This window comes from Ruegeria sp. CDSA079, assembly GCF_059612245.1.
Genome location: NZ_JBXWQF010000021.1, coordinates 46,238 through 72,938, shown reverse-complemented (window position 1 = coordinate 72,938; position 26,701 = coordinate 46,238). Strand labels below are relative to the sequence as shown.

The following is a 26,701-nucleotide window of genomic DNA, read 5'->3' as shown; positions in this document are numbered from 1 at the left end:
CTGATCCCTCCCTTTAGGAAGAATTGAATCAGCAACTTACCAACCGATCAAGCCCGAGTTTTTCAACAAAATAGGCTCAAAGCGGACTTCAACTCGCCACCCCTGACAAAAAAAGCCGGGCCATTCGGCCCGGCAGTCCAACAGGGAGGTGCATGTCATAACCCGGACATGCGCGGGTTGGGAGTAACCAAATTATGACTTAAGAGTATCACTTTGATCCACATCAATCCATAACGAGTTAAGACACCAGCCGATATCCACCAGATTCTGTGACCAAAAGGCGCGCATTGGACGGATCGGGTTCGATTTTCTGACGCAGGCGATAGATATGGGTTTCCAGCGTATGCGTGGTGACACCGGCATTATATCCCCAAACTTCGTGCAATAGCACATCCCGTGCCACAACCCCGTCGGTCGAGCGATACAGGAATTTGAGAATATTCGTTTCCTTCTCGGTCAAACGGATTTTGCGATCTTCTTCGGTGATCAGCATCTTCATCGCAGGTTTGAACGTATACGGGCCAAGCACAAAGACGGCATCTTCCGATTGCTCATGCTGGCGAAGCTGAGCGCGGATGCGGGCCAAAAGCACCGGAAACTTGAAGGGTTTCGAGACATAATCATTCGCGCCTGCATCCAGTCCCAGAATTGTGTCAGCATCGCTGTCATGACCGGTCAGCATCAGGATGGGGCTTTTTACGCCTTGTTTACGCATCAGGCGGCACAGCTCGCGCCCGTCGGTGTCCGGCAGGCCCACGTCCAGAATGACCAGATCATAAATCGCCTCGCGCGCACGTTCCATCGCCGAGCTTCCGTCAAAGGCTTCGAACACATCGAAATCCTCGGTCATAACAAGTTGCTCGCTGAGCGCCTCGCGCAGATCCTCGTCATCATCCACCAACAGGATTTTCTTGAGTTGAGCCATTTCCCGGTCCTCCAAACGCTTTTCCATCACTTGCGCGTGGAATACGCAATCAACAAGATTTGCTGCAAGGGTTTCACGCGTTCGTGTCAGAGTTAACAGAAATGTTTCACATTTCCTTTCCAAAGAGCTAGGAGAAAGGTTGAACGTTACAGGGTAACATAGATGAGTCTCATCCCCGATATCACTGAATTGCTGGCCCGCGCCCGGGCTGATCTGCGCATGGGTGTACCAGTAGCGCTGACCGATGATAGCGGCTTTAGTGTTCTTGCTGTTTCAGCGGAAACACTTACCCCGCAGCGTCTGGCTGATCTAAAAAACCTCGGGGCTCCGGTAGTGGCCATTACAGGACGGCGGGCCGAAACCCTCAAGGCACGGGCCTATGACGGAGATTTGGCGCGGGTTTCGCTTCCGGCGGATGCAGATATCAATTGGGTTCAGGCGGTGGCCGATCCCTCGGACGATCTGAACGCGCCGATGAAAGGCCCGTTAATGACCGAGCGGCAAGGCAACGCCAACCTGCATCGCATTGCGATTGCACTGGCAAAATCCGCGCGAATTCTTCCTGCGGCAGTCGTCGTACCGGTCGAGGACGGACGGGCATTTGCCGCCTCACACGGCCTGACATGTATCGATCATACACGCGCCGTACCTCATCTGGCAGACCGAAGTGCTCTGCACGAGGTGGTTGCCGCGCGCCTTCCGATGGAAGTGTCCGAGGCGGGTCGCTTGCACATATTCCGCCCCGAAGATGGCGGCGAGGAACACTACGCGGTCGAAATCGGTCGCCCGGATCGCGACAAGCCGGTGCTGGCCCGGCTACATTCGGCCTGTTTCACGGGCGATCTGATGGGCAGCCTGAAATGCGATTGCGGTCCGCAATTGCGCGGAGCTCTGGCGCAGATGGGCGCTGAGGGTGCTGGCGTTCTTCTGTATCTCAATCAGGAAGGCCGAGGCATCGGGCTGGCCAACAAGATGCGAGCCTATTTCCTTCAGGATCAGGGCTTTGACACGGTCGAAGCGAACCACAGGTTGGGTTTTGAGGATGACGAACGGGATTTCAGATTGGGTTCCGACATTTTGACGTCCCTGGGCTTCAATTCGGTACGCCTGTTGACCAACAACCCCGCCAAGATCGCCATGATGGAGCGGACGGGGATTGCTGTGACCGAACGTGTGCCTTTGAAAGTGGGCGAAACTGCCCACAACCGGGAGTATCTGGCCACAAAAGCAGCGAAATCAGGGCATCTGCTGTGACACCAGGCGATCTGGTGCTGACCCTGCGCGGCGTTCGGTTTCTGGGCAGGACCTTCCCCTGCTCCATTGGCAAAGGGGGATTGAGCAATTCAAAGCGTGAAGGTGATGGGGCGACCCCCACCGGATACCATCGAGTTGTTGGGATGCTCTACCGTGCTGACAGGATTGTGGCACCCAATTGCTGGGCGCGTCCGATTGGACCTCAGGACTTGTGGTCAGACGACGTTTCGGACAGCCACTACAATCAAATGGTGTCCGTCCCGCATACCTTCAGTCACGAAAGACTGCGCCGGGCTGATCCGCTTTACGATTTGGTCTTGTTGACAGACTGGAACTGGCCAAACGCCGTTCCTGGCAAAGGATCAGCGATCTTCCTGCACCAATGGCGCAGGCCCGGATATCCGACCGAAGGCTGCATTGCCTTTCGCCGGGACCATTTACACTGGATCGCGGGGCGCATTGCCATTGGAACGCGTCTGATTATTCCTGAGGTTTGACCCGTTCTCCAAAGATGGCCGAACCCACGCGTACATGGGTCGCACCCAAGGTTATGGCCTGCTCGAAATCGCCGCTCATGCCCATCGACAATCCTTCCAGCCCGTTGCGCGCCGCGATCTTCGCCAGAAGCGCAAAGTGTAACGTGGGTTCTTCGTCGAGAGGAGGGATACACATCAGACCGCGCACTGGCAGGTCCAAAGCCGTGCATTCTGCAATAAAGCTATCCGCTTCGGCCGGAAGAATACCAGCCTTCTGCTCTTCCTCACCTGTGTTGACCTGAATGAAAAGGTCCGGGCAGGTTCCTATCTCTTGTGCCAAACGTGCCAGAGTTTGGGCCAGTTTGGGCCGATCCACTGAATGAATCGCGTTGCACAACTCCATCGCCTGCCGGGCTTTGTTGGTCTGCAATGGGCCAATAAGGTGCAGATCAATTCCTTCGAACCGTTCCTTGAAGGCTGGCCATTTGCCAGCGGCCTCTTGCACTCGATTCTCACCGAAACACCTGTGCCCCTGTTCCAAAACTGCCTGCACCCGTTCATTGGGCTGCACTTTGGACACGGCGATCAGTTTGACAGAGCCCGATGGGCGCTTTGATTTCGCTTCTGCTTTGGCGATACGTGCGGTGATGTCTTGCAGCGACATGGGATCCTCAATCTGTCTTTGGCGCAGCAAAACACCAAGTCGGAGCAAAAGAAAAGGGCGAGCCCGAAGACCCGCCCTTAAACCTTACGGTTCAGATCAGCTTAGAAGTTGAACTGAGCACCGAAGTCAGCGACGACGGTCGAGTCGACGCAGCTGTCACAGTCGTTTACACCGATACCACCGCGCAGCGATGCACCGCCACCCAGGTCGTAGATGGCACCAAGAGCAACCTGCTGCAGGTCAGCAGTTGCGTTACCGTCACCGTAGGCGAAGATCAGGGTTGTTGCGGCGCCAACGTTGTAGGTTGCCGACAGACCCCATGCGGTGCCGTCAGTTGCTGCAATCTGAGTTGCGTCGTCTGCAACGAACAGAGTACCGCCGAAGTCACCCCATTCACCACCCAAGGTCAGAACGGTCAGGCTCGGATCGCTAACACCAGCAATACCAGCGTCGGTCTGACCATACGCGATAGCAGCAGTGATGTTGTTGAAGGTATACGTCGCGCTGATATCCCAGCGGTCAGCGTCAACAGGTGCACCGTTAACACCTACGGTCGCTTGATCGTACGATGCACCAAAGGCGAAGTCACCAACGGCGTACTGGAAGAACACAGCGTTCGAACCCGAACCGGTCGACGAGTAGCCCAGGAAGCTGTAGTTAACGCCCGAGTACTGACCAGCGAACAATTCCAGACCTACTTCGTTGCCGTAGTAGTTTGCCAGGTTGTCGAAGGCACCTGCAACGTTGCCCGCGTCAACACGCAGACCACCGTAGATGACCGAGAAGCGTGCGCCGTTCAGGCCAGCAGCATTTGCTTCACCGGTGCTGCTGTCTTCGTCAGCTTGCAGACGAACACGGCCTTCGAAGCGGACGCCGCCGTCGGTTTCAACGATGCCGTCGATGTTCAGACGGAAACGCGAGACCAGGATCGCGTCGTCAGTTTGAACTAATGCGGAGTTGACGGTGGTGATCACGCCACCCGAAGTGGAGATGTTCGGAATGGTACCGCTACGGTTTTCTACGTAGCCAATACCAAAACGGCCGTAACCGCTGAAGTTAACTTCAGCTGCTGCAACGCCTGCGGTCGCGATCAGCGCCGTCGATGCGAAGAGAACTTTTTTCATCTTGTTTCCCTCGGTTTCAAAAAGAGTTATCTACTCGACACATGCCTCAGCATATGTCTCAGCACGGACACCGTTTCGCTCTTTTTGCCCCCAAAGCGCAAGCTTGGCATAAACGCTGCCGCCTCATTGAGGTCAGATTGGTGCAAGGATGCCACAGTCGGTTTTCTCGCCAAACCAGCAGTACACCGGGAATTCAGAAGAATAGGGTTGTTGCAGCGGGGGTCCTTGGCTAGGAGTATCCCTTGAATACTGCACAACAAGTGAAACAGGACCTGTTTACAATGCGCCTGCCGACGATTTTGGGATTGATCATGTTGACCGCCGCTATTTCGGCATGTGGGCAGAATCAAAGCGCCTCGACGACCTACTCCCCCAATCTTGCTGGCGGCAACTCTGACGAGCGTGAACTGAACGACCCCAACCGTTCGACCATTTGGGACATTTTCGACCGCAGCACAGCCGAGCAGGTTACAAATGTGAACCGCTATATATGGGCGGCCTCACTGGATGTGCTGAGCTTCCTGCCTGTACAAGAGGTCGATCCGTTTACCGGTGTCATTGTAACGGGTTACGGCACCCCTCCGGGCGGCGGGCGCTCGTATCGCGCCACTGTCCACATCAGCGACCCGGCGTTGGCTGCAAGATCTTTGTCCGTTGCGCTGCAATCCAGCGGCGGAGCTCCCGTAAGCGCGTCAACCACCCGTGCGGTCGAGGATGCTATCCTCTCTCGCGCGCGTCAGTTGCGCATCGCGGACAACAAGTTCTAGCAACCCGCCGAAAATCACAATATTACCACGCCGGGTTCACACCCGGCGTTTTCATTCACGAAGGACCGCACAATGTCGCGCTATTCGGCCAACGAAATCGAAGCAAAATGGCAAGAGGCCTGGGACAAGGCTGGAATCTTCACCGCCAGCCACAAGGCGGACAAGCCAAAGTATTATGTGCTTGAGATGTTCCCTTATCCATCTGGCCGAATCCATATGGGGCATGTGCGCAACTACACGATGGGTGACGTGATCGCGCGGCACAAACTGGCAACCGGCCACAACGTTCTGCATCCGATGGGTTGGGATGCGTTCGGTATGCCTGCGGAAAATGCTGCGATGGCCATAGGTGGCCACCCGAAAGACTGGACTTACGGCAACATCGCCGAAATGCGCAGGCAGATGAAGCCCTTGGGCCTGTCGATTGACTGGTCACGCGAATTCGCCACCTGCGACCCGGAATATTACGGCCAACAGCAAGCGCTGTTCCTGGATATGCTCAAGTCCGGGCTGGTTTACCGCAAGAATGCCGTGGTGAACTGGGACCCGGTGGATATGACCGTTCTGGCCAACGAACAGGTGGAAAACGGACGCGGCTGGCGCTCGGGCGCGTTGGTGGAACGGCGCGAGCTGACACAGTGGTTCTTCAAGATTTCCGACTATTCCGAAGAACTTTTAGACGCGCTGGACACGCTGGACAACTGGCCCGCCAAAGTACGTCTGATGCAGGAAAACTGGATCGGCAAGTCGCGTGGCCTGCAATTTGGTTTTGAACGGACCGATGGCGGCGCGCCGATCACCGTCTATACGACTCGCCCCGACACGCTGCTGGGCGCATCCTTTGTTGGTATCTCGCCGGATCACCCGATTGCCAAAAAGCTCGAGGCTGAGAACCCGGAAGTTGCTGATTTCGTTGCGGAGTGCCGCAAGGGCGGCACCACCGAGGAAGCCATCGAGACCGCCGAAAAGCTGGGATATGACACAGGCATCCGCGTCAAGCACCCGCTGGACCCGAACTGGGAACTGCCGGTCTGGATCGCGAACTTCATCCTGATGGATTACGGCACCGGCGCAATCTTTGCCTGCCCGGCGCATGACCAACGCGACCTCGACTTCTGCCGCAAGTATGACCTGCCTGTGGTCGATACATTCTTTGCGCTGGATGATGACACGCCGGTCGACAAGATCGCCTTTGTCCCGCCGAAAACTGAAAAAGTCCGCTGGGGGAATCATTTCGCGGGCCTGACCGAGGCGACGGGTGACGAGGCGATTAACGCAACCGTTGACTTCGCCGAAAAGGCTGGCTGGGGCGAGGGCGTCACCAAATACCGCCTGCGCGACTGGGGCCTGAGCCGCCAGCGTTATTGGGGCTGCCCGATTCCCGTTGTTCACTGCGAGAAATGCGGCACGGTCCCTGAGAAGAAAGAAAACCTGCCGATCGAGCTGCCCTATGACGAAGGCAACGGCAAACCCATCGACTTCTCGATCCCTGGCAATCCGCTGGACCGCCACCCGACCTGGCGCGATTGTTCATGCCCCTCCTGCGGTGCCCCGGCCAAGCGCGAAACCGACACGATGGACACGTTCGTCGATTCGTCGTGGTATTTCGCCCGCTTCACTGCGCCGCGCGCGGAATCGCCCACTGATCTGGCCGAGGCCGAATACTGGATGAATGTCGATCAGTACATCGGCGGTATTGAGCATGCGATTCTGCACCTGCTTTATTCGCGATTCTTTGCACGCGCGATGAACATCACTGGCCACCTGCCGAAAAAAGCCATTGAACCATTTGATGCGTTGTTCACCCAAGGCATGGTGACTCATGAGATCTACCAGACGCGCGACGAAAACGGTCGCCCGGTCTATCACCTGCCCGAGGACGTGACCGACGGTAAACTGGCTGACAGCACAGAGGTCGAGATCATCCCCTCGGCCAAGATGTCGAAATCCAAGAAGAACGTGGTCGACCCGGTCAGCATCATCTCAGCCTTCGGTGCCGACACCGCGCGCTGGTTCGTGCTGTCCGATTCGCCGCCTGAGCGAGACGTGGAATGGACTGCCGCAGGTGCTGAAGCTGCGTTTAAGCACCTGAACCGGGTCTGGAACCTGTGCGACAAAATCGGCGCGATGGACCCCGATGCCAAGGGCGAAGGGAATCAGGAGTTGCTGCGCGAGATGCACAAGACCATCCGCGACGTGACTCTTGGGGTAGAGAGCTTTGGCTTCAACGCAGCCATCGCCAAGCTCTATGCCTTCACCAATACGCTGGCCAAATCCAAGGCGGGTGCTGCGGCTCAGAAACAGGCCATCAAAACACTGGCACAGCTGATGTCGCCGATGACGCCGCATCTGGCTGAAGATATCTGGGCACATCAGGGTGGCGAAGGTCTGGTGGCCGTTGCCCCATGGCCCGTCGCCGATGAGGCGATGCTGGTTGACGACACGGTAACCCTACCGATCCAGATCAACGGAAAACGCCGCGCGGAAATCAGCGTCTCCAAGGATCTGGCAAAGGATGAGGTTGAAAAAATCGCGCTCAGCACCGAAGCTGTGCAAAAGGCGCTGGATGGCAACGCGCCCAAGAAAGTGATCGTAGTTCCGGGTCGGATCGTAAATGTCGTTGTTTAACCGCAGAACCCTTTTGCTGATGCCGCTGGCCGCCTGTTTTCTTGGCGCCGCCTGTGGCTTCCAACCGGTCTATGCGCCCGGGGGAACGGGTTCGCAGTTGTACGGCAAGGTTGCTGTGTCCGAGCCGAACACGGTCGACAGCTACCTTCTGGTGCAGAATCTGGAACAGCAACTGGGCCGCAGCGCCGACGCGGTCAGCGCGTACAAACTGGACGTGCGGGTCTCGACCGTGACGCGTGGGGCTGCGATCACCACGACGAATGAAACACAACGGTACACGATTAACGGGCGGGCCCAGTATACGTTGCGGTCCAACGCAACCGGACAGATCGTGGCTTCGGGCACTGCTACCGACTTTGTGGCCTATTCCGCTGCAGGTTCAACCGTTTCTACCTTGGCTGACGAGCGTGACGCCAAAGAACGCCTGATGGTGATTCTGTCGAGCCAGATCGTGAACCGTCTGAATTCAACGCTGGATCTGGCCACATGAAGCTGAGCCCGCGCGAGGCTGATGGGTATTTTACCAAGCCGGACGCGGACAAAACCGGGTTGCTGATTTATGGCGCGGATGCGATGCGGGTCGCACTCAAACGCCAGCAGGTTCTGGCTGCATTGCTTGGTCCCGGTGCCGAAGAGGAAATGCGCCTGACTCGCCTGCCGGGTGGCGAACTGCGCGGTGACCCCGCGTTGCTGTTGGACGCGGTCAAAGCCGTTGGTTTCTTCCCAGGACCCCGCGCGGTATTTGTCGAAGACGCCACCGAAACCGCAGCACCCTCGATTCTGACCGCGCTTGAGGATTGGGCACCCGGAGACGCACAGATCATCGTGACGGCCGGGCAGCTGAAACCCAGCTCGAAAATTCGCAAAGCGTTTGAAGGACACCCCGCAGCTTATGCGGTGGGCATCTATGACGACCCGCCCTCCCGCGCCGAGGTGGAACGGGTTCTGGCCGCGGCGGGGCTGAAGAACATACCCCGCGAAGTCATGTCTATCATAAGCGAGTTGGCCGTCAGCCTTAGCCCCGGTGATTTCACCCAAACCGTTGAGAAACTGTCGCTTTACAAACGTGGGGACAGTTCAGATTTGACTATAGAAGACATCGAAGCCTGCGCCCCGCGCTCGACCGAGGCCGCGTTGGACGATGTTCTAAACGTGGTGGCCGATGGTCGCGCGGGCGAGATCGGACCGTTGATCCGGCGCTTGCAGGCACAGGGGACCAATGGCGTGACACTGTGCATTGGCGCGACCCGACACTTTCGCACGCTTTATGCCTGCGCCTCTGATCCAGGCGGTGCGGCACAGGGCATCGGAAAACTGCGCCCACCGGTTTATGGCAAGCGACGAGACCGTATTCTGCGGCAGGCGCAGGGGTGGGGTGCACCTAAACTGCAAACTGCGCTGACAGTTCTGACAGACACGGATTTGTCGCTTCGGTCCGCAGGGCAAACAGCACCCGCCATGGCCCTGGTGGAACGCGCCATGATCCGCCTTGCGATGCTGGCGCGATCACGTTGAACTACTTCTTATCCAGCCAATCTGCGGCTGCAAGACCGGCCCATCGTCCGGTGGCCAGACAGGCCGTCAGCAAATAACCCCCTGTGGGGGCCTCCCAATCCAGCATTTCTCCGGCGCAGAACACACCCGGCAACGCGGTCAGCATTAACCCATCATCCAACGACGCCCTCTTCACGCCCCCTGCCGTCGAGATTGCTTCGTCCATCGGACGCAGACCCGCGTGCAGGATGGGCAGGCTCTTCAACGCGGCAACCTGATCGGACTGAGTTACGCCGCTGCGTTTCGCCATCTCGTGAAACAACGCGACTTTCTGAGGGGACAGGTTCAGCGACTTCCTCAACCACTGCGACAGGGTGGCTTTCGACCGTTTCGCGGCATAGCGCGCTTGTAGAATCTGCTGATCCAATTCGGGCACCAAATCCACAAACAACGGCAGCCCTGCGCGCAAGGCCGGGGTGAGTGTATACAGCCCGCCGCCCTCCAGCCCTTTTGCAGAAATCGCGGCTTCCCCGCGGCTTTTAAAATCGCCTGCCATCCACCGAACAGATTTCAACGCTGCCCCCAAATGCGGCTGCATGTGAGAGCTCCATTCAACGGACAAAGCTGAATTTGCAGGCTCGAAAGGAGCCAGAGCTACACCTCTGCTGGCAAGAACGTGGGTCCATTGACCGTCCGAGCCAAGGCGCGCCCAGCTTGCCCCGCCCAACGCCAGCACGACGGCATCTGCCGAAACGCCTTGCTTCCCGTCCGGGGTGTCGAACATCAGCGCCTGACCTTCCCAGCCTGTCCAGCGCCAGCGGGTTTTGACATCGACCCTTGCATCGCCCAACCGGGCCAGCCAGGCCCGCAAAAGGGGTGAGGCCTTCATAGCCTTGGGAAAAACCCGACCGGTTGAGCCTGTGAACAAGGGCTGGCCCAGATCACGCGCCCAATGCTGCACCGCTTCGGCATCGAAAGCGGAAATCATCGGCTGCAACCAATCCGCAGCCTCGCCATAAGATTGGATCAGGGTGTCGAATGGCTCGTCCTTGGTTAGGTTCAGCCCAGATTTTCCAGCCATCAAAAACTTGCGCGCGACTGACGGCTTGGCCTCGGCCACCAGCACAGAATGCCCTGCGGCAGCCAGTTGCTCGGCGGCCATCAACCCGGCGGGGCCTGCTCCGATCACCACTGCCTGCGCCATTCACATCCTCTTGCCTTCGCCGTTCTTAGGCGCAAGTTTCAAACCATCATGACGAACAGCGATCCGATCTGCCCGCTTTGCGACCGCCCAATCCCCGACGGAGGCGGCAGCCTGCATCATCTGATCCCAAAACTCAAAGGAGGCAAGGGCGGACCAACGGTTCTGTTGCATCAGATCTGCCACAAAGAAGTCCATGCCACCCTGACCGAGGCCGAACTGGCGCGCAACTACTACACGGTCGAGGCCCTGCGCGCGCATCCAAGGCTTGAAAAGTTCCTGAACTGGGTCCGAAAACGCCCGCCCGGCTTTCGTTCGAAAGTTCCGGGAAAACGGCGCGTACGGTGATCAGCCCGGAAGGATCGGGTCGCCAAAGGCATCGGTCAGAGATTTAGACATGCCTTCGATTTCAATGCCCTGATAATCTGGCACAGGCGCGAATTGAGCCCCCGCAACGTGCTGAAATTCCAGCGTTGTATAAGGTCGCTTCCAAAGCCATTCGCGGTTTTCAACCGCCCACAGATCGGGATTCGGAGGCGTTTCCTGCGTAAAGGCATAGAAATGCAGGTCAAAGCCGTATGGAGCAACCTCTTGCATCGACAATAACGACATACCTTGCGCGCGCCAAAGCAAGTCTTCGGAGGCGATATCCCCGGTTCGTAAGGTGATCTGACCGATCCGGGCCTGCGCAAACGGCGCATCGGGATCAGCGGCTTGCGGAGGGCGGTTGCCTTCGAAATCCTGTTGCAGCAGCTCGATGACGAACCCTTCGGGGTCGGCAAGATGGCACATATACCCGATATCCAGAAACTGGTTCGGATCACTGACCGACACACCGCACTTGCGCAGATGGGCGACAGCAAGGTCAACATCCGGCACGGTGATGCCGATCTTCCAATAGCGCTGACCTCGGTCGTGGGTGTACCCGCCGCCGCCCGGCAACAGCAGCAGATCCGCATCCTGGCCTTCATAACCAACGCGATGGTTCAGACCCTCACTGCGGACCGACATCCTCAGCATGTCACGGTAGAACGCGGCCAGCCGGTCCGGATCACCGACCCGAAGGCGCAAGGCTGACATCCTCATGAACACAACCTTGCGATTCCGGCGGTAATCTTCGGGTCGGCGTTGACGCTATCCGTCACCAGATCGCGTGCGGTTTGCATCAGGTGGTCAGCCTCGACAATCCGGTCCACCAAACCAAACGCATACGCCTCTTGTGCGGTGATTTTCTGACCCGCCATCAGAATCAGCTTGGTACGGGCCGGTCCGACCAAAACCGCCAACCGCTTTGGATCGGAGGGTTGCGGTAGAAATCCCAGTTTCATCACCGGATAGAAAAACTTGGCCGAGGGCACCGCGATGCGCAGGTCACAGGCCAGAGCCATTCCGTTGGCCCCGCCAGCCAAAGTGCCGTTCAACGCCGCAACGGTCAGGCAGGGCAGCGCCGCGATGGCGCCAGACAGGCGCTCCCAGACATCCGACGTGGCCAGACCGGCACGCGCCTCGTCAAGATCGGCACCGGCACTGAACACCTTGCCCGCACCTGTCAGGATCAACGCCTTCGCTTCAGTCGCGGCTTCGGCGATCTCGGCCAGCTCTGTCAGCATGGCCCCCGTCAAAGCGTTGGCCTTGTCCGGGTTGTTGATCGTGACGGTCCACAGGCCATCCACTTTGGTCAGATTGATCATATTAGCCCAACCCGTTTGCGGATATCCTCCAACCGCAGCGAGATTTCGGTGCCCAAAAACTCATTCGCATCATCGGAACACATCCAGAGCAGCGTTCGTGCAGGCCAATCTGCGGGGATGTGAATATCCCAATCCAGCTGGCTGACCGGGTTGATGCCGCTGGCCTTGATTGACCGCTGCATATCCGTGGCCACGGTTCCCGGTGACAGACCCATGGCGCGAATGCCATTATGGGCCTCTTCCAGATGCAAGCATTCCGTAAGCATTTTGGCCCCGGCCTTGGACGTGCAATAGTGGCTCCACGCCTCAACCGGATTCGACGCTGCCCCGGACGAAATGGTGAGAATGCTCCCTCCGCCAGCGGCCCGCATGATCGGCAAGGCAGCGCGCATCCCGTAAAAGATACCTTTGAGGTTGATGTCGATGGCCTTGCTCCATGCCTCTGTATCAGCATTCGCGAGATGAAAGATCGGGTCGATCACACCGGCATTGCCGATCAGAACGTCCAACCCGCCGAAGTGATCCACACAGGTGGCCACGGCCTGCTCGACCTGTGCGAAGTCGCTGACATCACACGCTAAAGCGATAGCCTGATCGCCCAAGGCCGCTGCCAGAGCATCGATCTGATCGTGGCTGCGCGCCACCAGGGCCACATTGGCTCCGGCTGCGGCAAAAACGCGCCCTGCCTCAGCCCCGATTCCCCGGCTAGCCCCTGTAATAAGAACCGTTTTACCCTGCATCTGCCCCTCCTCACGCGTTGCAATTGCTGTCGGCAACAGCCGTAGCGCGGAAACGGGGAAAGGGTCCAGCCCTTGCCCCTTGACGATACCCGCCACAAACCCGACCATGCGCCACAAATTGATCAAGAAGGGTTACCTTATGTCCGTTTTCCTCCGCCGCAGCTGTGGTGCAGCTTTGGCCTATGCCGTTGCCACTCAGGTTGCGTTTGCCGACCTGACGGCTGATGATGTCTGGTCCAACTGGCAAGGCTATTTCACCTCGATGGGCTACACCATCACTGGCGACGAAAGCTCGGCGGGCGGTGTGACCACGATTTCAAACATGACGCTTTCGATGGCTCTGCCCGAAAAAGATGGGCAATTCCAGATGGTCATGCCCGAGATGACGCTGACCGAAAACGGTGACGGAACCGTGACGATTGGAGTACCCGAGAACTTTCCCATGAGAGTCACCGGTCAAGCCGAAGAAGGCGACTTTGCGGCTACCGTGACTTACTCTCACAGCCAATTGAATATGGTCGCCTCGGGTACGCCCGAAGACATGACCTATGACTACACCGCCGATACGCTCGGTGTGTCACTGGACTCGGTCGAGGTTGACGGCGAGGCAGTTCCGGATGACGTCTTTGACCTGGCGGTTGAGGCCGATGATCTGACCGGTAGCTCGCGGATGCAGATCGGTGAAAACCGTGATCTCACCCAGACATTCAACGCAGCCAGCCTGACCTACAACATGAGCTTTCAGGATCCCGAAAGCGGCGAAACTGGCCTGATTAACGGTCAACTGGACCAACTGGCGTTCGAGGGCGAAAACGTATTTCCGACGGATTTTGATCTTTCTGACCCGCAAGCGTTTTACGAAGCCGGTTTTGCGTTCGACGGGGTCTTTACCTATGCTTCGGGCAGCACTGATCTGAGCGGCACCAGCGAAGGTCAGGCGTTCTCGATGAACAGCACCTCGGAAGGTGGACGCTTTGCTGCCGCCATCGACGCCGAAAAGCTGGTCTATGATATCGACCAAAACAGCACGACGCTGGCGGTAACGACTGCAGACCTGCCCTTCCCGATTGAGATCTCAATGGCCAATGCCGGGCTCAACTTTGAGTTCCCGGTTCAGCAGTCAGACGAGGTTCAGCCGTTTGGTCTGGGGTTCAATCTGACCGATTTCACGATGTCAGACGTGCTGTGGGGCATTTTCGATCCTGCAGGCGCGCTGCCGCGTGATCCCGCGACAATCGCGCTGGATGCGACCGGCACGGCGAAAGTTCTGATGAACATTTTCGACCCTGAAATCGACCTCGAGACAGAAGAAGCTCCGGGTGAACTGCATTCTCTGAAAATCAATGAACTGCTGGTGTCTCTGGTCGGTGCAAAACTGACAGGTGACGGCGATTTTGCGTTCGACAACTCGAACACCGAAGAATTTGATGGCTTGCCCAGCCCAAGCGGCGTTGCGAACCTGAAACTTGTCGGTGCCAACCAGTTGATCGACACCCTGATCAGCATGGGCATCATTTCGGATAACGACGCCTTGGGTGCCCGGATGATGATGGGTCTGATGGCGGTTCCGGGCGAAGAACCGGACACATTGAATTCAACCATCGAATTCACCGAAGATGGTCAGATTCTGGCAAATGGCCAGCGCATCAAGTAAAGTTTGAAAAAGGGCCGTGTATCTTACGGCCCTTTTTCCACCGTTCCCGGCCCAAATCTCTGAACAAGGGTGGGTTCATCACGATCCTCATCACACAATCCGGTCACGGGTCTTGCGAGACGGGCAGTCCAAGGCTAGGTCCTTGGAAATAAACCCGGAGGCCTCATGACCCGCACACCAGAACAAATCAGCCAGCAATTGCTTGATGTGGCCCGCAAAGCAGGCGCAGAAGCTGCGGATGCCATCGTGCTTGATGGCTCCTCGGTTGCGGTCGAGGTGCGGGGCGGAGCGCTGGAACATGCGGAACGCTCGGAAGGTACGGATCTGGGGTTGCGGGTCTTTCTGGGGAAACGGTCCGCCATCGTATCCAGTTCCGACAGTCGCCCGGAAACCCTGCATGCAATGGCCGAACGCGCTGTGGCCATGGCCAAAGAAGCCCCGGAAGATCCGTTTTCCGGGCTGGCTGAAAGCGACCAGTTGGTGAGAAATTGGGATGCGCAATCGCTGGAGTTGCTGGACCCTGCCCCTGCTCCATCCGCCGAAGCTCTGATGCAGGATGCTCTGGCGGCCGAAGCCGCAGCATTGGCTGTGCCGGGTGTCACTCAGGTATCAGATGCGGCTGCAAGCTACGGAACCCACCGCGTGCATCTGGCCGCCACAAACGGGTTTACCGGCGGATATGAGCGCAGCAGCCGGTCTGTTTCTTGCGTTGCGATCTCGGGCGAAGGCACCGGGATGGAACGGGACTACGACGGTGACAGCCGGACGTTTCAGTCCGACCTGCGCAGCGCGGAAGGGATTGGGCGCACGGCGGGAGAACGTGCGGTGCAGCAGGTCGGCGCGTGCAAACCTGAGACCGGCAGTTTCCCTGTGTTGTTTGATGAGCGCATCTCGTCTTCACTGATCGGCCATCTGCTGGCCGCCAGCAATGGTGCGGCAATTGTACGGGGTGCGTCCTGGCTCAAGGATTGTCTGGGGCAAGAGGTTCTGCCCGCGCATCTGTCCCTGATCGAAGACCCCCACCGCCCGCGCATCTCGGGTTCGCGCCCTTTTGATGCCGAGGGCTTGCCGACGCAACGCAGGGCAATTGTGGAAAATGGCATCCTCACTGGGTGGACGCTGGATCTGTCCAGCGCGCGCAAACTGGACATGGTGTCGACAGGCAATGCTGCGCGCGGCGTGTCCGGCCCGCCGTCTCCCAGCAACTGGAACCTCAGCCTGACGCAGGGCGACACAGGCCGCGCTGATCTTTTGCGTGACATGGGCACCGGATTGCTGGTCACATCCATGATCGGGTCGACGATCAACCCCAACACCGGTGACTATTCTCGTGGGGCTTCTGGATTCTGGGTGGAAAATGGCGAGATCACACATCCGGTCAATGAATGCACCATCGCAGGTAATTTGCGGGGCATGTTGCGCCGGATCATTCCCGCAAATGACGCCCGCCCGTATCTGTCGCGCGTGGTTCCATCGTTGCTGATCGAAGGAATGACACTTGCCGGCAACTGACCTGTCTCTGCTGATTGACGCGGCGCTGGAGGCCGGCAAGATCGCCACGCGGTATTCCGGGACACAGGCCCAGCGCTGGGACAAACCCGATGGTGCCGGTCCAGTGACCGAGGCAGATCTGGCCGTGAACGCAATGCTCGAGGACCGGCTGCGCGCCGCACGACCGGGATATGGTTGGCTGAGCGAGGAGTCAGAGGACACGTCCGAGCGGCTGGAGTGCCGCAATGCCTTCATCATCGATCCGATTGACGGCACCCGCAGCTTCGCCGAGGGCGCACGCACTTGGGCGCATTCCATCGCCGTCGCCGATGAAGGTCGCGTGATGGCCGCTGTGGTTTATCTCCCCATGCGGGATCTGCTCTATGCCGCCGCCCAAGGAAAGGGCGCTACGCTGAACGGCGAGACAATCACGACCTCGACCATTGCAGACTTGCAACGGTCGGAAGTTCTGGCTGCCAAACCAAATCTCGACACGCAGCACTGGCGGGACGGGCATGTACCCGATTTCGAACGCGCATATCGCCCGTCTCTGGCCTATCGCATGGCTCTGGTTGCGCAGGGGCGGTTCGACGCGATGCTGACTCTGCGCCCCAGCTGGGAATGGGATATCGCCGCCGGTGACCTGATTATCCGAGAGGCAGGCGGCGTGTGTTCCGACCGGGCGGGGCAACCCTTGGTGTTCAACAACGCCCGCCCAAGGCTGAACGGCGTCATCGCGGCGAACGCGTGGCTGCATGAAGAACTGTCAAAACGGCTGAATCCGACCGGGCCCGGGATCGGGGCATGAGCAAGCCGCGATCCCTGAGTTTGGCGGCCTACAGGGTTTTGTCCTGGGGAATGCGCAACAGCGCCAGTCAGCGCATTGATCAACCACGTCCTGATGGCGAGCTTCTCTGGATTCATATCGCCACACCGGGACGTCTGCGGGCGGTGAGCGACTTTTGTCGCCGGCTGTTACAGGTTCGATCCGAACTGGGTTTTGTCCTCACCGCGCCACCGGACGCGGAATTGGACACCTGGCCGCACCGTGATTTCCCTTTGATCAACCTGCCTCAGGACCAAAGCGGAGCAGTACGTGGGTTTCTGGAACACTGGCGCCCTTCAATGGGGCTATGGGTGGGGGGCGATCTGCTTCCCAACATCCTGACCCGAGCCGAAGAACAAGACATTCCGCTGGTATTGTTCGATGCCCAGTTCAGTGTCACCCTCCCCCGAAGCGCGCGCTGGTTGCCGGATATCACCCGTGCCACGTTCGACTGTTTCCACAAAATCATGACGGCATCGCCAGAAACAGCCCGCCAGATTCGCCGCCTTGGCATTCACTCCTCCAAAGTCCACGATTCGCCCCCTTTGCGCATCAGCCCCAACCCCCGGCCCTGGCCCGAAGATGAGCTGATCGAGACCAACCACACCCTTGCCGGGCGTCCGGTCTGGCTGGCAGCATGGGTTCAGGACAAGGAGTTTATCTCGGTTCTGACGGCCCACCGGCAGGCGCTTCGAATGCTGCACCGATTGGTGCTGGTGCTGCACGTGGCTGACGAATTGGAAGCTGGGCCACTGAAACGGCGTCTGGAATCGATGGACTTGCGATGTGCCAATTGGGACGACGGCGGTCTGATCGAAGACACCACGCAGGTGGTTCTGACCGCCGACCCCGAAAATCTGGGGCTGTGGTACCGCGTATCCTCCGTGACCTTCTTGGCCAGTTCGTTGGAGCGCGGAGCGGGTGGGCGTGATCCGTCCGAATCGATTGCGTTGGGATCTGCTATCATTCACGGACCGTTTGTACATCGCCATGACGCCTTGTATTCTCAGATACGGCAGGCGGGTGCTGCCAAAGAGGTCAAGACGGCAACCGAGCTGGGCGATGCCCTTGTACAGCTCCTCGCGCCGGATCTTGCTGCTGATATGGCACTGGCAGGATGGCGGATGATAACCGAAGGCGCACCGCAGGCGGATGCCCTGATCGAAATGGTTCAGGATATTCTGGATCAGCGGAGTGCGGAACATGCGGGAACCTGACTTCTGGAACACCTCGCCGGATCAACCGGACCTGAGGGCGCGTCTGCTGGCGCCACTTGGGCATCTTTATGCGGCGGTGACAGCCCGCAGGGTCGCCTCGGAAACCGGGGATAAGCCGGGTGTACCGGTGATCTGCATCGGCAACCTCAATGCCGGTGGGACCGGCAAAACACCCACCGTGATCTGGACCCTAGAACAGCTCAGGAGTGCATGGCACGAACCGCATGTTGTCACACGCGGACATGGGGGGTCTTTGGAAGGCCCGGTGCAGGTCGATCCGGCCAAACACACAGCCGCCGAGGTTGGAGATGAGCCGCTGCTGTTGGCAATGTTCGGCGAAGTCTGGGTGGCCAAGGACCGGGCAGCAGGCGCCCGTGCGGCTGCAGCAGCGGGCGCGACGGTGATCGTTCTGGATGACGGGTTTCAAAACCCATCCGTCGCCAAGGATTTCTCGGTCATCGTTGTCGATGCGCAGCGCGGGTTTGGAAACGGCCTGTGCCTACCCGCTGGCCCCTTGCGTGAACCCGTAAGCGTCGGCCTGCAACGCGCCGATCTGGTTTTGTCACTTGGCGACGAGACCGCGCAAACGGTCTTTGCCGAACAATATAAAGACCAACTGACGATTCCTCATGTCACCGGGGCCATCGAACCATTGCAAACCGGTATGGACTGGGCGGGAACGCAGGCGCTGGCCTTTGCGGGTATCGGGCACCCGGAAAAGTTCTTTCAGACCCTGCGCCGTCTGGGCGTCGATCTGGTGCGGGCCGAAGCACTGGACGATCACCAACCCCTGACCCAGGCCCTGATGACACGGCTGGAAAACGAAGCACGGCAGCTGGGAGCTCAGATGATCACGACCGAGAAAGACGCCGTACGCCTGCCGGCAGCTTTCCGTAACAAAGTGATCACTCTACCGGTCCGGCTTCAGATACCGGAAGGCGATAGGGTAAAAGAGATGCTGCTGCACGCAGCGCCATCGCCAAAATAGGTCCGGTCGACCCACATAAGGCCGACCGGTAAAGAATTAGCTGCCAAGCTCGGCTTCGATCAGCTTTTTGAAATCCGCGTAGGGCTGATTGTCGACCTTCTTGCCGTTCACAATGAAGGAAGGGGTTGCCTGAATACCATCACGTTCAGCGTTTTCCTGATACCATGCGGCCAGCGTGCGTGCCTTGGTGCCATCTTGCAGACATGCTTCAAGCTGGTCGCCATCGACACCGGCCAAACGACCAATCTTACGCAATTCATCAACGATCTCGGCCGGTCCGCCCGCGCGTGTCCATTCGGACTGTTTCTGATAGATTACGTCGGTAATGCCAAAGAATTTTTCGGGTCCGGCGCAGCGGGCAACCATCGATGCCCACAGGCCGTAGCGGTCAAAATACACTTCACGATAGGTGAACTTGACCTTTCCGGTATCGATGAAGTCTTTCTTGAGCTGCTTATACGCGCTCTGATGGAAAGTCGCGCAATGCGGACAGGTGTACGAGGCATATTCGATGATCTCGACCGGCGCGTCCTCAGCCCCCTGCACCATTTCGATGATGGTCGAGGTATCAATATCCGCCTCTTGCGCCTCGGCAGTACTCACCAGCAAGTTGGACGAATTGGAATTTGACAGCGACAGCCAATAGCCGCCTGCGGCTACGGCGACGGCCGCACAGATTACGGTTGCAATACGGCTCATTCTCAGCCCTTTCTCAGCGTTTCTGTTTGGATAGAACGTTGCGCCCCAGACGTTCAAGGGCCGCGCGCAAATCTTCATCATTCACGTCGCGTGACACTTTGTCAGCCTCGGCAACAACGTCAGGTGCAATCTCGGGTTTTGCTTGCTTCGGTTTGTGGTCGAAACTGGCCTGCCCCTCGGCAAATCCGGTCGGAGCGGTCTGGGTGATGCGAACCCGGCTGATGGCGTTGTATCCGTAAACCGCGTTTACCTTGCCGCGCAGTTGCTCTTTCTGCATTTCCAGCATCGGTGCCTGCGGACCTGTGGTCAACACGGTCAGGGTCGCACCAAAGCCGCCCTTGCCATAACCTACATTGACCGGGCGAGCGATGGCAGCGGTGTCCTGACCCACAATCTCGGCCCAATGAGTCAACAACCGCGACACGGCAAAGCCCCGGCTTTCACCGGCGCGCCGGATCTGATCGTTCAGCAAGGACGCGGTGCGTTTGAACCCGCGGGTCGAGGAACGTCTGCGTTGCATCTGGTTTCCCACTCTTACACCGCTATTGTAATAGGCAGACCATCGGGTGCCAGCGAAACCCGACAAGGAGATGAATAAAACTTGCGTGATTCCCCTGAATTCACCGTCAGCGCCGCGCTTTTGGAGTGGTACGACCGCCACGCCCGCGACATGCCATGGCGCGTCGGCCCCGTAGATCGGGCCGTAGGTGTACGCCCTGACCCCTATCAGGTCTGGTTGTCCGAGGTTATGTTGCAGCAAACCACTGTTGCCGCCGTACGCGACTATTTCCTGCGCTTCACAACACGCTGGCCAACAATTCAAACGCTGGCCGCCGCGCAGGATGAACACGTGATGGGGGAATGGGCCGGTCTTGGATACTATGCGCGCGCCCGCAATCTGCTGAAATGCGCCCGTGCAGTTGCGCAAGACCACGATGGCCAGTTCCCTAACACCTATAGCGCTTTGCTGGAACTGCCCGGCATCGGCCCCTATACCGCTGCGGCGATCTCGGCCATTGCGTTTGATCAGCCCGAAACGGTTCTGGATGGCAATGTCGAACGGGTTATGGCCCGCTTTTATGACATTCACGACCCTTTGCCTGGGTCCAAACCGTTGCTGAAAGAAAAGGCCGAGGCTCTGACGCCGTCCACCCGCCCTGGAGATTATGCTCAGGCGGTTATGGATCTGGGGGCCACGATCTGCAGCCCCAAATCTCCGGCCTGCGGCATATGTCCGTTGCGTGACCCCTGTCAGGCCCGCATCGCGGGAACCATGGCGGATCTTCCCCGAAAGACGCCGAAAAAGCCCAAACCCACCCGCCTTGGCCACGTCTATATTGCACGCAGGGCAGACGGGGCCATGGTGCTGGAACGCAGACCGGACAAAGGTCTGCTGGGCGGAATGCTGGGCTGGCCCGGATCACAGTGGAACGATGACCCATCCGAACGCGCGCCCTTCCCGGCACAGTGGACGATCCTGCCGGCCGAGGTGCGCCACACCTTTACGCATTTCCATTTGATCCTCAGAGTTTGGGCCGCCGATATCGAAGATCAAAGCATCCCCCAACACCTGACAGTGCTGGACAAGCACAGTTTCAAACCCAGCGACCTGCCGACGGTGATGCGCAAAGCCTACGATCTGTGGAGAGAACAATGAGATCGCTGTGCATTCTTTCGGGTCGCGGCTAGGCTATGCCCGAAAATTCGGAGCAGAGAAGATGATCGCAACAGGCACATTGTCCCGCTGGCAATCCGCATCCCCTTTCTGGGTGTCTCTGTTGTTGATCCCGTTGATCTGGTTCACAGCATTTGCCGGGGGATGGTGGGTCCTGTTGATCCCCCTTTCGACCTGGTGGGCGTTTGCGGTTCTGGACCGGATCACCGGCCTGAACGAGCAGAATGCGGATCCGGATACAACCGACGATATGCTTCAGTGGTACATCCTGCTGACCAAACTCTGGGTGCCGCTTCAATTCCTGACGCTCTTTGGCCTGATCTGGTATGCAACCCACACCAACCACCTGTCGATGCCCGCAAAGATTGGCCTGTTCTTCGGTATGGGCGTCCTGTCAGGCACAATCGGAATCAACTACAGCCATGAGCTTATGCATCAGAAAAGCCGGGGCGAGCGCTGGCTGGGCGATATCCTTCTCGCCATGGTTCTGTATTCTCATTTCAGGTCCGAACATCTGCTGGTCCATCACCGTTACGTGGGCACCCCGCGCGATCCGGTGACGGCCCGGTACAACGAAGGGTTCCACCGCTTTTATCCACGCGTATTATGGCAATGCCTGGTCTCGGCCTTCAACGCCGAGCGCGATAAACTGGCGCGCAAAGACTGTCCCTGGACGGATCGTGCCAACCCGTTTTGGCGATACTGGACCCTGCAAGGCGCAATGCTGGCGCTGGCAGTACTGATCGGAGGCTGGTCTGGCCTGGCCCTGTTTCTGCTGCAAGCCGGTGTCGCGATCTGGCAGCTTGAACTGGTCAACTACGTCGAACATTACGGCCTGACCCGAAAACACCAGGGCGATGGGCGGTATGAACATGTCTTGCCGCGTCATTCCTGGAATGCGGCACATAAGGCATCAAACTGGTTGCTGATCAATCTTCAGCGCCATTCCGACCATCACTACAAACCCAACCGTCGATTTCCGCTGCTGCAACATCATACCCCAGACTCGGCCCCACAATTGCCGTACGGCTATCCGGTGATGACCGTTGCGGCGATGATCCCTCCACTGTGGCGGCGGGTGATGAACCCACGTGTCCGGGAATGGCGACGCCACTACTACCCTGAGGTCACTGACTGGCATTCCTACAACAAGGCTTTGAACCCGATGCCCAAAGCGTGACCGCAGCGCGCACCAGCGCGCTGCCTGGCCCAACTGTCAGGACGGCATCTTCGATGCTGATCTGATGGGCGGGAGGCCCTCAGTCTTTCATCACCCAGATATTCATCGGAGCCTCTACCCCGCGGACAGGTTGGTTGGGATGGGCAATGAAACCGTCCATCGCATCTGGCGCCGTAGGGTTTTCTTCAGCAACCCGTTCCCGCACAGCATCGCTGACAACGATATTCGCCTGAAACTCGCGCGTCAGCGCCTCTAATTTTGCCGCAACATTGACCGCATCACCAATCACAGCAAATTCCAACCGGTTTGCACCAATGTCCCCTAAAACGACCGAACCGTAATGCACCCCGATCCCGACATGGATTTCAGGTTCACCGGCACGCCGACGATCCAGATTCCAGCGGTCGATCACCTTTATCATCGCACGCGCGCAGCCCAAGGCATTGCTCGCATCCAGGGGCGTTGGCACCGGCGTACCAAAGGTCGCCATCAAACCGTCGCCCAGATACTTGTCCAACGTACCGTGGTGCCGGAACACCTCGGTCTCCATACGGGCGTGGAAACCTCGCAGCACCTCGATCACCTCATAGGGATCACGCCCGGCGGCGTATTTGGTGAAACCGACGATGTCGATGAACAAGACCGCCACGTTCTCTTTACGAACTTGTTTCAGTGGCTCGTCGTTCTGGCTGAGTTCATCCACCACATTGGGCGAAAAATACCGCGACAGGTTGGCCCGTTCCCGTTCCAATCCCGCATTGTTCATCACCAGTTGGTTCAGTCGCCGCATCGAAATGCCCAGAGTCACCGCCACCATGACGAACACGATCACTTGCTGGATGCGTTGAGGGGCCATGAAACTGTTGGGATCCAGCAATTCGGCCACATCCGGATAGCCCTGCAAGGCCTCGGCAACGCTTTCGCTGATTCCCGGAATAGGGGTTGCCACCCACCAGGCAATGATCCAACCCGCCGTCCACATCATCGCGGTCCAGGATCCGATGGCAATGACCGTCCGCCAGGAATAAGCCAGAGTCCCGGCTGCCAGAATGATGAAGAAATACTGGAAGTTGTCGAACCGATATTGCATCGCCAGCGGACGAACATCATCGCTGAACGGGTTAGGCACGATCATCCCAAGCGTCATGATCAGCAAATCGACAAAAATCAAAAACAGCTCGGCCCGGGATTGCCCTACTCGACCGGCACGACGGATCAGCCATCCGTTGCCACAGATCAACAGCAGGATGAAATGATACCAGAGCACGTCCCATTGCGGGTTCAGAAAAATCAACAGCACCCCGGTCAACGCCATCGCAACCCAGCGCGCGCGCACGGCCAGTTCCAACCCTTCCCGCTTGTGCCGCTCTAACGCGGCCTCGGTGTACTTGTTGTCCAGATCGAACGTGTCGGGTTGCGTGAAAAACAGGCTGCGGCGGGGCTGCGCGGTCGTCTCGGTCATGGCCGTGATCTTTCTTGCAGTGTCAGGGTTATCGTCATGCAATCACTGTTGATGCCAAAACAAAAGACCCCGCCGTAGGATCGGCGGGGCAAGGCTTAGTGCCTTGTGTCAGGCCACAGGCACCGGCGGTGTTCGTGAAATCAATTCATCTCGGCCCGGATCTGCTGGCGCAGCACGTCGATGGGCACAGTTTTCCCATCACGCTTGAAGCACCAATATGTCCAGCCGTTACAGGACGGCGCGTTTTCCAGATGCGCGCCCACCTGATGGATCGAGCCTTTGACATTCTGCCCAACCAGCGTGCCATCGGCGCGTACTTTGGCCTTGTGGCGCTGATTCATGGAATACAGCTCTTCGCCCGGGCGCAGCATCCCACGCTCGACCAGCTGGCCAAAGGGTACGCGCGGCTCGGCGCGTTTGCTGGCGCTGACCTCCAGCGCCTCGCGGTCGAACTTACGGACCTTGGCGATGCGTTTCTCGGCAACCTTGCGATAGCTATCTTCGCGCTCGATCCCGATGAATTCTCGGCCCAGCATCTTGGCGACAGCCCCAGTGGTTCCGGTGCCAAAGAACGGGTCTAAAATCACATCGCCCGGATTGGTCGAGCCAATCAACACGCGGTGCAGCAGCGATTCCGGCTTTTGTGTCGGATGCGCCTTGTCGCCGTTTTCGTCCTTTAGACGCTCATGCCCGGTGCAGATCGGCAGCACCCAGTCGCTGCGCATCTGCACGCCTTCGTTCAGCGCTTTCAGAGCCTCGTAATTGAACGTGTATTTCGCGCCTTCGCGTTTACTGGCCCAGATCATCGTCTCATGCGCGTTGGTAAAGCGCTTGCCCCGGAAATTCGGCATTGGGTTCGATTTGCGCCACACAACGTCGTTCAGAATCCAATATCCTGCATCCTGCAATGCCGAACCGACCCGGAATATGTTGTGGTAAGAGCCGATCACCCAGATCGCGCCGTTCGGCTTAAGCAGACGGTGCGCCGCCTTCAACCACGCGCGGGTGAACTGGTCATAAGCCCCAAAGCTGGAAAACTGATCCCAGTGATCATCAACCGCATCCACCTGGCTGTTGTCGGGGCGATGCAACTGACCTTTCAGCTGCAGATTATAGGGCGGATCGGCGAAAATCAGGTCAACCGACGCCTCGGGCAGACTGTTCATCACATCGATGCAGTCCCCGGATAGAATCGTGTTTAAAGGGAGCGCTTTTGCGCTCTTTTTGGTGGTCGTTGTCATATCACTGCCTCAAGTATCCACGGCGCTTTTGCGCTCATTTGGTTGAGACAAGGATGAGTCAAAGACGATTCGCCGTCAATTTCTTTTTTGAATCAGCGACTTGCGATTTACTCTTGATACAAGATATTGTGCACCGGCTTGAACGAACGTCTATGGTGTGGGGTCACGCCAAGATTCTGCAGGGCTTCTTTGTGTTTTTTAGACGGATACCCGGCGTTGGTTTCCCATCCATAACCCGGATGCTGTTGCGCCAAATCCACCATCACCTGATCGCGCCAGTTTTTCGCAAGGATCGAAGCGGCTGCAATCGACACCGAACGGGCATCCCCCTTCACAACGGCCTGCGCCGGGATTTTCATGCCACGCGGAATCATGTTGCCGTCGATCAGCAGGAAATCTGGGGCCGGTGACAGTGCCTCGACCGCGCGCACCATCGCCAGATGCGAGGCCCGCAGGATGTTCATCTCGTCAATCTCGGCAACCGTGGCTTCGGCCACGGCGAATTCGGCGCTGCTGCGAATCTCTGCGTCCAGTGCGGCCCGACGTTTGGCGGTCAGCTTCTTGGAGTCATTCAACCCCTCGGGAATATCATGCGGGTTCAGAATCGCGGCAGCGGCCACAACCGGCCCTGCCAGCGGACCGCGCCCGACCTCATCCACTCCGGCGATACGGATATGGCCCCGCTGCTGCAGCGCCTGCTCAAGTTCGAAATTCGGCATTGTCATTGCACTGGAAAAACGTTTTTCACGCGACACCGCAAGAAAAAAGAGAGGGCGGCCCACACCCCCCTCTTTCTCGCGGCGCTTCTTTGGCACCGCTCCTGCTCAGCCGATGTTACTGATAAACGACGCGGTATCCTTTCTGGCGCAGGCACGCAGGTTCATACGCCCGCTTGACCTTTTTGCCGTTCCAGAAACCAACCTTGCACTCTTTCGGCAGGCTATTGGCATGTTTGTAGTGTTTCTTGAGGCAATTCGGACCCAGCAACAAATGATCCTGTGAATACCCGTTGAATGTACGAAGGCAGCGCTGGGGCAGATCGTATCGCGCCACGCGCGGCGGCAACGGACGCACCGGCTGCGGCTTGTAAGGTTCCGGATTATACGTCTGATGACGTGTTGCCCGATCCTTGTTCTTTTCCTTGTTATAGTAGTGAACTCCGGCGCCGATAATTGCGATGGCCGCCAGACCACCCAGAATGTCCTTGGCATCTGCCGCCTTCGCCTGAGAGGCCGAGACGCCGGTTATTGCAACAGCGGTCGCAATGATCAGAGCGATGAATTTCTTGTGCATGATGCGTGTCC

General features: G+C 58.2%; 27 protein-coding genes. 14 read left to right on the top strand and 13 right to left on the bottom strand.

The features are described from left to right. Positions 1 to 238: 238 nt before the first annotated feature. The gene (locus AC2FJZ_RS18520; protein WP_496779487.1) at positions 239 to 925 is read right to left on the bottom strand and encodes a response regulator transcription factor; all 687 of its coding nucleotides are present in this window, start codon (positions 923 to 925) and stop codon (positions 239 to 241) included. Between the two features lie 162 nt (positions 926 to 1,087). Between AC2FJZ_RS18520 and ribA the strand changes: the two genes are divergently transcribed. Both ribA and AC2FJZ_RS18510 read left to right on the top strand, forming a co-directional pair. Beyond that, positions 1,088 to 2,179, top strand: a complete 1,092-nt coding sequence (gene ribA / locus AC2FJZ_RS18515) for a GTP cyclohydrolase II (RefSeq protein ID WP_050604930.1) — start codon at positions 1,088 to 1,090, stop codon at positions 2,177 to 2,179. Beyond that, complete coding sequence (locus AC2FJZ_RS18510; protein ID WP_496779485.1) at positions 2,176 to 2,676, top strand: L,D-transpeptidase family protein; 501 nt, start codon at positions 2,176 to 2,178, stop codon at positions 2,674 to 2,676. Before ribA ends, AC2FJZ_RS18510 begins: the two co-directional genes overlap by 4 nt. Here the strand turns inward: AC2FJZ_RS18510 and AC2FJZ_RS18505 are convergent. Then, a complete protein-coding gene (locus tag AC2FJZ_RS18505; RefSeq protein WP_496670064.1) occupies positions 2,660 to 3,319 on the bottom strand; it encodes a YggS family pyridoxal phosphate-dependent enzyme in 660 nt (219 codons plus the stop codon). The genes AC2FJZ_RS18510 and AC2FJZ_RS18505 overlap by 17 nt on opposite strands. Before the next feature lie 101 nt (positions 3,320 to 3,420). Continuing rightward, positions 3,421 to 4,443, bottom strand: a complete 1,023-nt coding sequence (locus AC2FJZ_RS18500) for a porin (RefSeq protein ID WP_496670065.1) — start codon at positions 4,441 to 4,443, stop codon at positions 3,421 to 3,423. Between the two features lie 281 nt (positions 4,444 to 4,724). Between AC2FJZ_RS18500 and AC2FJZ_RS18495 the strand changes: the two genes are divergently transcribed. The 4 genes from AC2FJZ_RS18495 (at position 4,725) to holA (ending at position 9,353) form a co-directional block, all read left to right on the top strand. Continuing rightward, positions 4,725 to 5,210, top strand: a complete 486-nt coding sequence (locus AC2FJZ_RS18495) for a DUF3576 domain-containing protein (protein WP_496779491.1) — start codon at positions 4,725 to 4,727, stop codon at positions 5,208 to 5,210. 72 nt (positions 5,211 to 5,282) lie between these two features. Beyond that, on the top strand, positions 5,283 to 7,838 hold the full coding sequence (leuS, locus tag AC2FJZ_RS18490; RefSeq protein ID WP_496779483.1) for a leucine--tRNA ligase: 2,556 nt from the start codon (positions 5,283 to 5,285) through the stop codon (positions 7,836 to 7,838). Then, positions 7,825 to 8,328 carry an LPS assembly lipoprotein LptE gene (gene lptE, locus AC2FJZ_RS18485; protein ID WP_496779481.1) on the top strand — a complete coding sequence of 168 codons (504 nt, stop codon included), beginning with the start codon at positions 7,825 to 7,827 and terminating at the stop codon, positions 8,326 to 8,328. Before leuS ends, lptE begins: the two co-directional genes overlap by 14 nt. Next, the gene (holA, locus tag AC2FJZ_RS18480; RefSeq protein ID WP_496779479.1) at positions 8,325 to 9,353 is read left to right on the top strand and encodes a DNA polymerase III subunit delta; all 1,029 of its coding nucleotides are present in this window, start codon (positions 8,325 to 8,327) and stop codon (positions 9,351 to 9,353) included. The genes lptE and holA overlap by 4 nt, the downstream gene beginning before the upstream one ends. A gap of 1 nt (position 9,354) precedes the next feature. On the opposite strand, the gene AC2FJZ_RS18475 is transcribed toward holA, so the two are convergent. Continuing rightward, positions 9,355 to 10,536: a TIGR03862 family flavoprotein gene (locus AC2FJZ_RS18475; protein ID WP_496779477.1), complete on the bottom strand. Its 1,182-nt coding sequence runs from the start codon at positions 10,534 to 10,536 to the stop codon at positions 9,355 to 9,357. 48 nt (positions 10,537 to 10,584) lie between these two features. Between AC2FJZ_RS18475 and AC2FJZ_RS18470 the strand changes: the two genes are divergently transcribed. Next, positions 10,585 to 10,881: an HNH endonuclease gene (locus AC2FJZ_RS18470; protein WP_496779475.1), complete on the top strand. Its 297-nt coding sequence runs from the start codon at positions 10,585 to 10,587 to the stop codon at positions 10,879 to 10,881. Here the strand turns inward: AC2FJZ_RS18470 and AC2FJZ_RS18465 are convergent, their stop codons facing one another. The 3 genes from AC2FJZ_RS18465 to AC2FJZ_RS18455 are packed head-to-tail and all read right to left on the bottom strand — an operon-like array spanning position 10,882 to position 12,964. Beyond that, positions 10,882 to 11,619: a VOC family protein gene (locus tag AC2FJZ_RS18465; RefSeq protein ID WP_496779473.1), complete on the bottom strand. Its 738-nt coding sequence runs from the start codon at positions 11,617 to 11,619 to the stop codon at positions 10,882 to 10,884. Then, the gene (locus AC2FJZ_RS18460) at positions 11,616 to 12,224 is read right to left on the bottom strand and encodes an enoyl-CoA hydratase/isomerase family protein (RefSeq protein ID WP_496779472.1); all 609 of its coding nucleotides are present in this window, start codon (positions 12,222 to 12,224) and stop codon (positions 11,616 to 11,618) included. The genes AC2FJZ_RS18465 and AC2FJZ_RS18460 overlap by 4 nt, the downstream gene beginning before the upstream one ends. Next, a complete protein-coding gene (locus tag AC2FJZ_RS18455) occupies positions 12,221 to 12,964 on the bottom strand; it encodes an SDR family oxidoreductase (RefSeq protein WP_496670126.1) in 744 nt (247 codons plus the stop codon). Before AC2FJZ_RS18455 ends, AC2FJZ_RS18460 begins: the two co-directional genes overlap by 4 nt. Before the next feature lie 139 nt (positions 12,965 to 13,103). Between AC2FJZ_RS18455 and AC2FJZ_RS18450 the strand changes: the two genes are divergently transcribed. The 5 genes from AC2FJZ_RS18450 to lpxK all read left to right on the top strand — a co-directional run bounded on the left by AC2FJZ_RS18450 (position 13,104) and on the right by lpxK (position 19,140). Next, entirely contained in the window at positions 13,104 to 14,618 is a 1,515-nt protein-coding gene (locus tag AC2FJZ_RS18450; RefSeq protein ID WP_496779470.1) for a DUF2125 domain-containing protein, read from the top strand. A gap of 165 nt (positions 14,619 to 14,783) precedes the next feature. Further along, positions 14,784 to 16,130, top strand: a complete 1,347-nt coding sequence (locus tag AC2FJZ_RS18445; RefSeq protein ID WP_496779468.1) for a TldD/PmbA family protein — start codon at positions 14,784 to 14,786, stop codon at positions 16,128 to 16,130. Then, a complete protein-coding gene (locus AC2FJZ_RS18440; RefSeq protein WP_496779466.1) occupies positions 16,117 to 16,917 on the top strand; it encodes an inositol monophosphatase family protein in 801 nt (266 codons plus the stop codon). Before AC2FJZ_RS18445 ends, AC2FJZ_RS18440 begins: the two co-directional genes overlap by 14 nt. Then, entirely contained in the window at positions 16,914 to 18,152 is a 1,239-nt protein-coding gene (locus AC2FJZ_RS18435; protein WP_496779464.1) for a 3-deoxy-D-manno-octulosonic acid transferase, read from the top strand. Before AC2FJZ_RS18440 ends, AC2FJZ_RS18435 begins: the two co-directional genes overlap by 4 nt. Further along, on the top strand, positions 18,139 to 19,140 hold the full coding sequence (gene lpxK, locus AC2FJZ_RS18430) for a tetraacyldisaccharide 4'-kinase (protein ID WP_496779462.1): 1,002 nt from the start codon (positions 18,139 to 18,141) through the stop codon (positions 19,138 to 19,140). The genes AC2FJZ_RS18435 and lpxK overlap by 14 nt, the downstream gene beginning before the upstream one ends. A 36-nt stretch (positions 19,141 to 19,176) precedes the next feature. Here lpxK and AC2FJZ_RS18425 read toward each other — a convergent pair whose 3' ends face one another. Together AC2FJZ_RS18425 and AC2FJZ_RS18420 are read right to left on the bottom strand one after the other, a co-directional pair. After that, positions 19,177 to 19,839 (bottom strand): DsbA family protein, encoded by a 663-nt coding sequence (locus AC2FJZ_RS18425; RefSeq protein ID WP_496670077.1) that lies wholly within the window; start codon positions 19,837 to 19,839, stop codon positions 19,177 to 19,179. A gap of 13 nt (positions 19,840 to 19,852) precedes the next feature. Continuing rightward, entirely contained in the window at positions 19,853 to 20,359 is a 507-nt protein-coding gene (locus AC2FJZ_RS18420; protein WP_050604914.1) for a DUF721 domain-containing protein, read from the bottom strand. Positions 20,360 to 20,440: 81 nt separating this feature from the next. Between AC2FJZ_RS18420 and mutY the strand changes: the two genes are divergently transcribed. Next, positions 20,441 to 21,496: an A/G-specific adenine glycosylase gene (gene mutY / locus AC2FJZ_RS18415; protein WP_496779460.1), complete on the top strand. Its 1,056-nt coding sequence runs from the start codon at positions 20,441 to 20,443 to the stop codon at positions 21,494 to 21,496. Between the two features lie 61 nt (positions 21,497 to 21,557). Next, positions 21,558 to 22,694 (top strand): alkane 1-monooxygenase, encoded by a 1,137-nt coding sequence (locus AC2FJZ_RS18410; RefSeq protein WP_496779458.1) that lies wholly within the window; start codon positions 21,558 to 21,560, stop codon positions 22,692 to 22,694. Positions 22,695 to 22,773: 79 nt separating this feature from the next. Here the strand turns inward: AC2FJZ_RS18410 and AC2FJZ_RS18405 are convergent, their stop codons facing one another. From AC2FJZ_RS18405 to AC2FJZ_RS18390, 4 genes are all read right to left on the bottom strand, one after another. Beyond that, positions 22,774 to 24,156, bottom strand: coding sequence for an adenylate/guanylate cyclase domain-containing protein (locus AC2FJZ_RS18405; protein ID WP_496779456.1), 1,383 nt, complete (start codon positions 24,154 to 24,156; stop codon positions 22,774 to 22,776). A gap of 140 nt (positions 24,157 to 24,296) precedes the next feature. Beyond that, complete coding sequence (locus tag AC2FJZ_RS18400) at positions 24,297 to 25,397, bottom strand: site-specific DNA-methyltransferase (RefSeq protein ID WP_050604910.1); 1,101 nt, start codon at positions 25,395 to 25,397, stop codon at positions 24,297 to 24,299. Positions 25,398 to 25,504: 107 nt separating this feature from the next. Then, positions 25,505 to 26,122: a ribonuclease HII gene (rnhB, locus tag AC2FJZ_RS18395; protein WP_050604909.1), complete on the bottom strand. Its 618-nt coding sequence runs from the start codon at positions 26,120 to 26,122 to the stop codon at positions 25,505 to 25,507. A 109-nt stretch (positions 26,123 to 26,231) separates the two neighbouring features. Further along, positions 26,232 to 26,690, bottom strand: coding sequence for a hypothetical protein (locus AC2FJZ_RS18390; protein WP_496670082.1), 459 nt, complete (start codon positions 26,688 to 26,690; stop codon positions 26,232 to 26,234). Between the last annotated feature and the right edge of the window lie 11 nt (positions 26,691 to 26,701).

Excerpts from the sequence above, each read along its gene's own strand:
- AC2FJZ_RS18520 (WP_496779487.1), bottom strand. The coding sequence starts at position 925 with ATGGCTCAACTCAAGAAAATCCTGTTGGTGGATGATGACGAGGATCTG.
- ribA (WP_050604930.1), top strand. The coding sequence starts at position 1,088 with ATGAGTCTCATCCCCGATATCACTGAATTGCTGGCCCGCGCCCGGGCT.
- AC2FJZ_RS18505 (WP_496670064.1), bottom strand. The coding sequence starts at position 3,319 with ATGTCGCTGCAAGACATCACCGCACGTATCGCCAAAGCAGAAGCGAAA.
- AC2FJZ_RS18500 (WP_496670065.1), bottom strand. The coding sequence starts at position 4,443 with ATGAAAAAAGTTCTCTTCGCATCGACGGCGCTGATCGCGACCGCAGGC.
- AC2FJZ_RS18495 (WP_496779491.1), top strand. The coding sequence starts at position 4,725 with ATGCGCCTGCCGACGATTTTGGGATTGATCATGTTGACCGCCGCTATT.
- leuS (WP_496779483.1), top strand. The coding sequence starts at position 5,283 with ATGTCGCGCTATTCGGCCAACGAAATCGAAGCAAAATGGCAAGAGGCC.
- lptE (WP_496779481.1), top strand. The coding sequence starts at position 7,825 with ATGTCGTTGTTTAACCGCAGAACCCTTTTGCTGATGCCGCTGGCCGCC.
- holA (WP_496779479.1), top strand. The coding sequence starts at position 8,325 with ATGAAGCTGAGCCCGCGCGAGGCTGATGGGTATTTTACCAAGCCGGAC.
- AC2FJZ_RS18475 (WP_496779477.1), bottom strand. The coding sequence starts at position 10,536 with ATGGCGCAGGCAGTGGTGATCGGAGCAGGCCCCGCCGGGTTGATGGCC.
- AC2FJZ_RS18470 (WP_496779475.1), top strand. The coding sequence starts at position 10,585 with ATGACGAACAGCGATCCGATCTGCCCGCTTTGCGACCGCCCAATCCCC.
- AC2FJZ_RS18465 (WP_496779473.1), bottom strand. The coding sequence starts at position 11,619 with ATGAGGATGTCAGCCTTGCGCCTTCGGGTCGGTGATCCGGACCGGCTG.
- AC2FJZ_RS18460 (WP_496779472.1), bottom strand. The coding sequence starts at position 12,224 with ATGATCAATCTGACCAAAGTGGATGGCCTGTGGACCGTCACGATCAAC.
- AC2FJZ_RS18455 (WP_496670126.1), bottom strand. The coding sequence starts at position 12,964 with ATGCAGGGTAAAACGGTTCTTATTACAGGGGCTAGCCGGGGAATCGGG.
- AC2FJZ_RS18450 (WP_496779470.1), top strand. The coding sequence starts at position 13,104 with ATGTCCGTTTTCCTCCGCCGCAGCTGTGGTGCAGCTTTGGCCTATGCC.
- AC2FJZ_RS18445 (WP_496779468.1), top strand. The coding sequence starts at position 14,784 with ATGACCCGCACACCAGAACAAATCAGCCAGCAATTGCTTGATGTGGCC.
- AC2FJZ_RS18435 (WP_496779464.1), top strand. The coding sequence starts at position 16,914 with ATGAGCAAGCCGCGATCCCTGAGTTTGGCGGCCTACAGGGTTTTGTCC.
- lpxK (WP_496779462.1), top strand. The coding sequence starts at position 18,139 with ATGCGGGAACCTGACTTCTGGAACACCTCGCCGGATCAACCGGACCTG.
- AC2FJZ_RS18425 (WP_496670077.1), bottom strand. The coding sequence starts at position 19,839 with ATGAGCCGTATTGCAACCGTAATCTGTGCGGCCGTCGCCGTAGCCGCA.
- AC2FJZ_RS18420 (WP_050604914.1), bottom strand. The coding sequence starts at position 20,359 with ATGCAACGCAGACGTTCCTCGACCCGCGGGTTCAAACGCACCGCGTCC.
- AC2FJZ_RS18410 (WP_496779458.1), top strand. The coding sequence starts at position 21,558 with ATGATCGCAACAGGCACATTGTCCCGCTGGCAATCCGCATCCCCTTTC.
- AC2FJZ_RS18405 (WP_496779456.1), bottom strand. The coding sequence starts at position 24,156 with ATGACCGAGACGACCGCGCAGCCCCGCCGCAGCCTGTTTTTCACGCAA.
- AC2FJZ_RS18400 (WP_050604910.1), bottom strand. The coding sequence starts at position 25,397 with ATGACAACGACCACCAAAAAGAGCGCAAAAGCGCTCCCTTTAAACACG.
- rnhB (WP_050604909.1), bottom strand. The coding sequence starts at position 26,122 with ATGACAATGCCGAATTTCGAACTTGAGCAGGCGCTGCAGCAGCGGGGC.
- AC2FJZ_RS18390 (WP_496670082.1), bottom strand. The coding sequence starts at position 26,690 with ATGCACAAGAAATTCATCGCTCTGATCATTGCGACCGCTGTTGCAATA.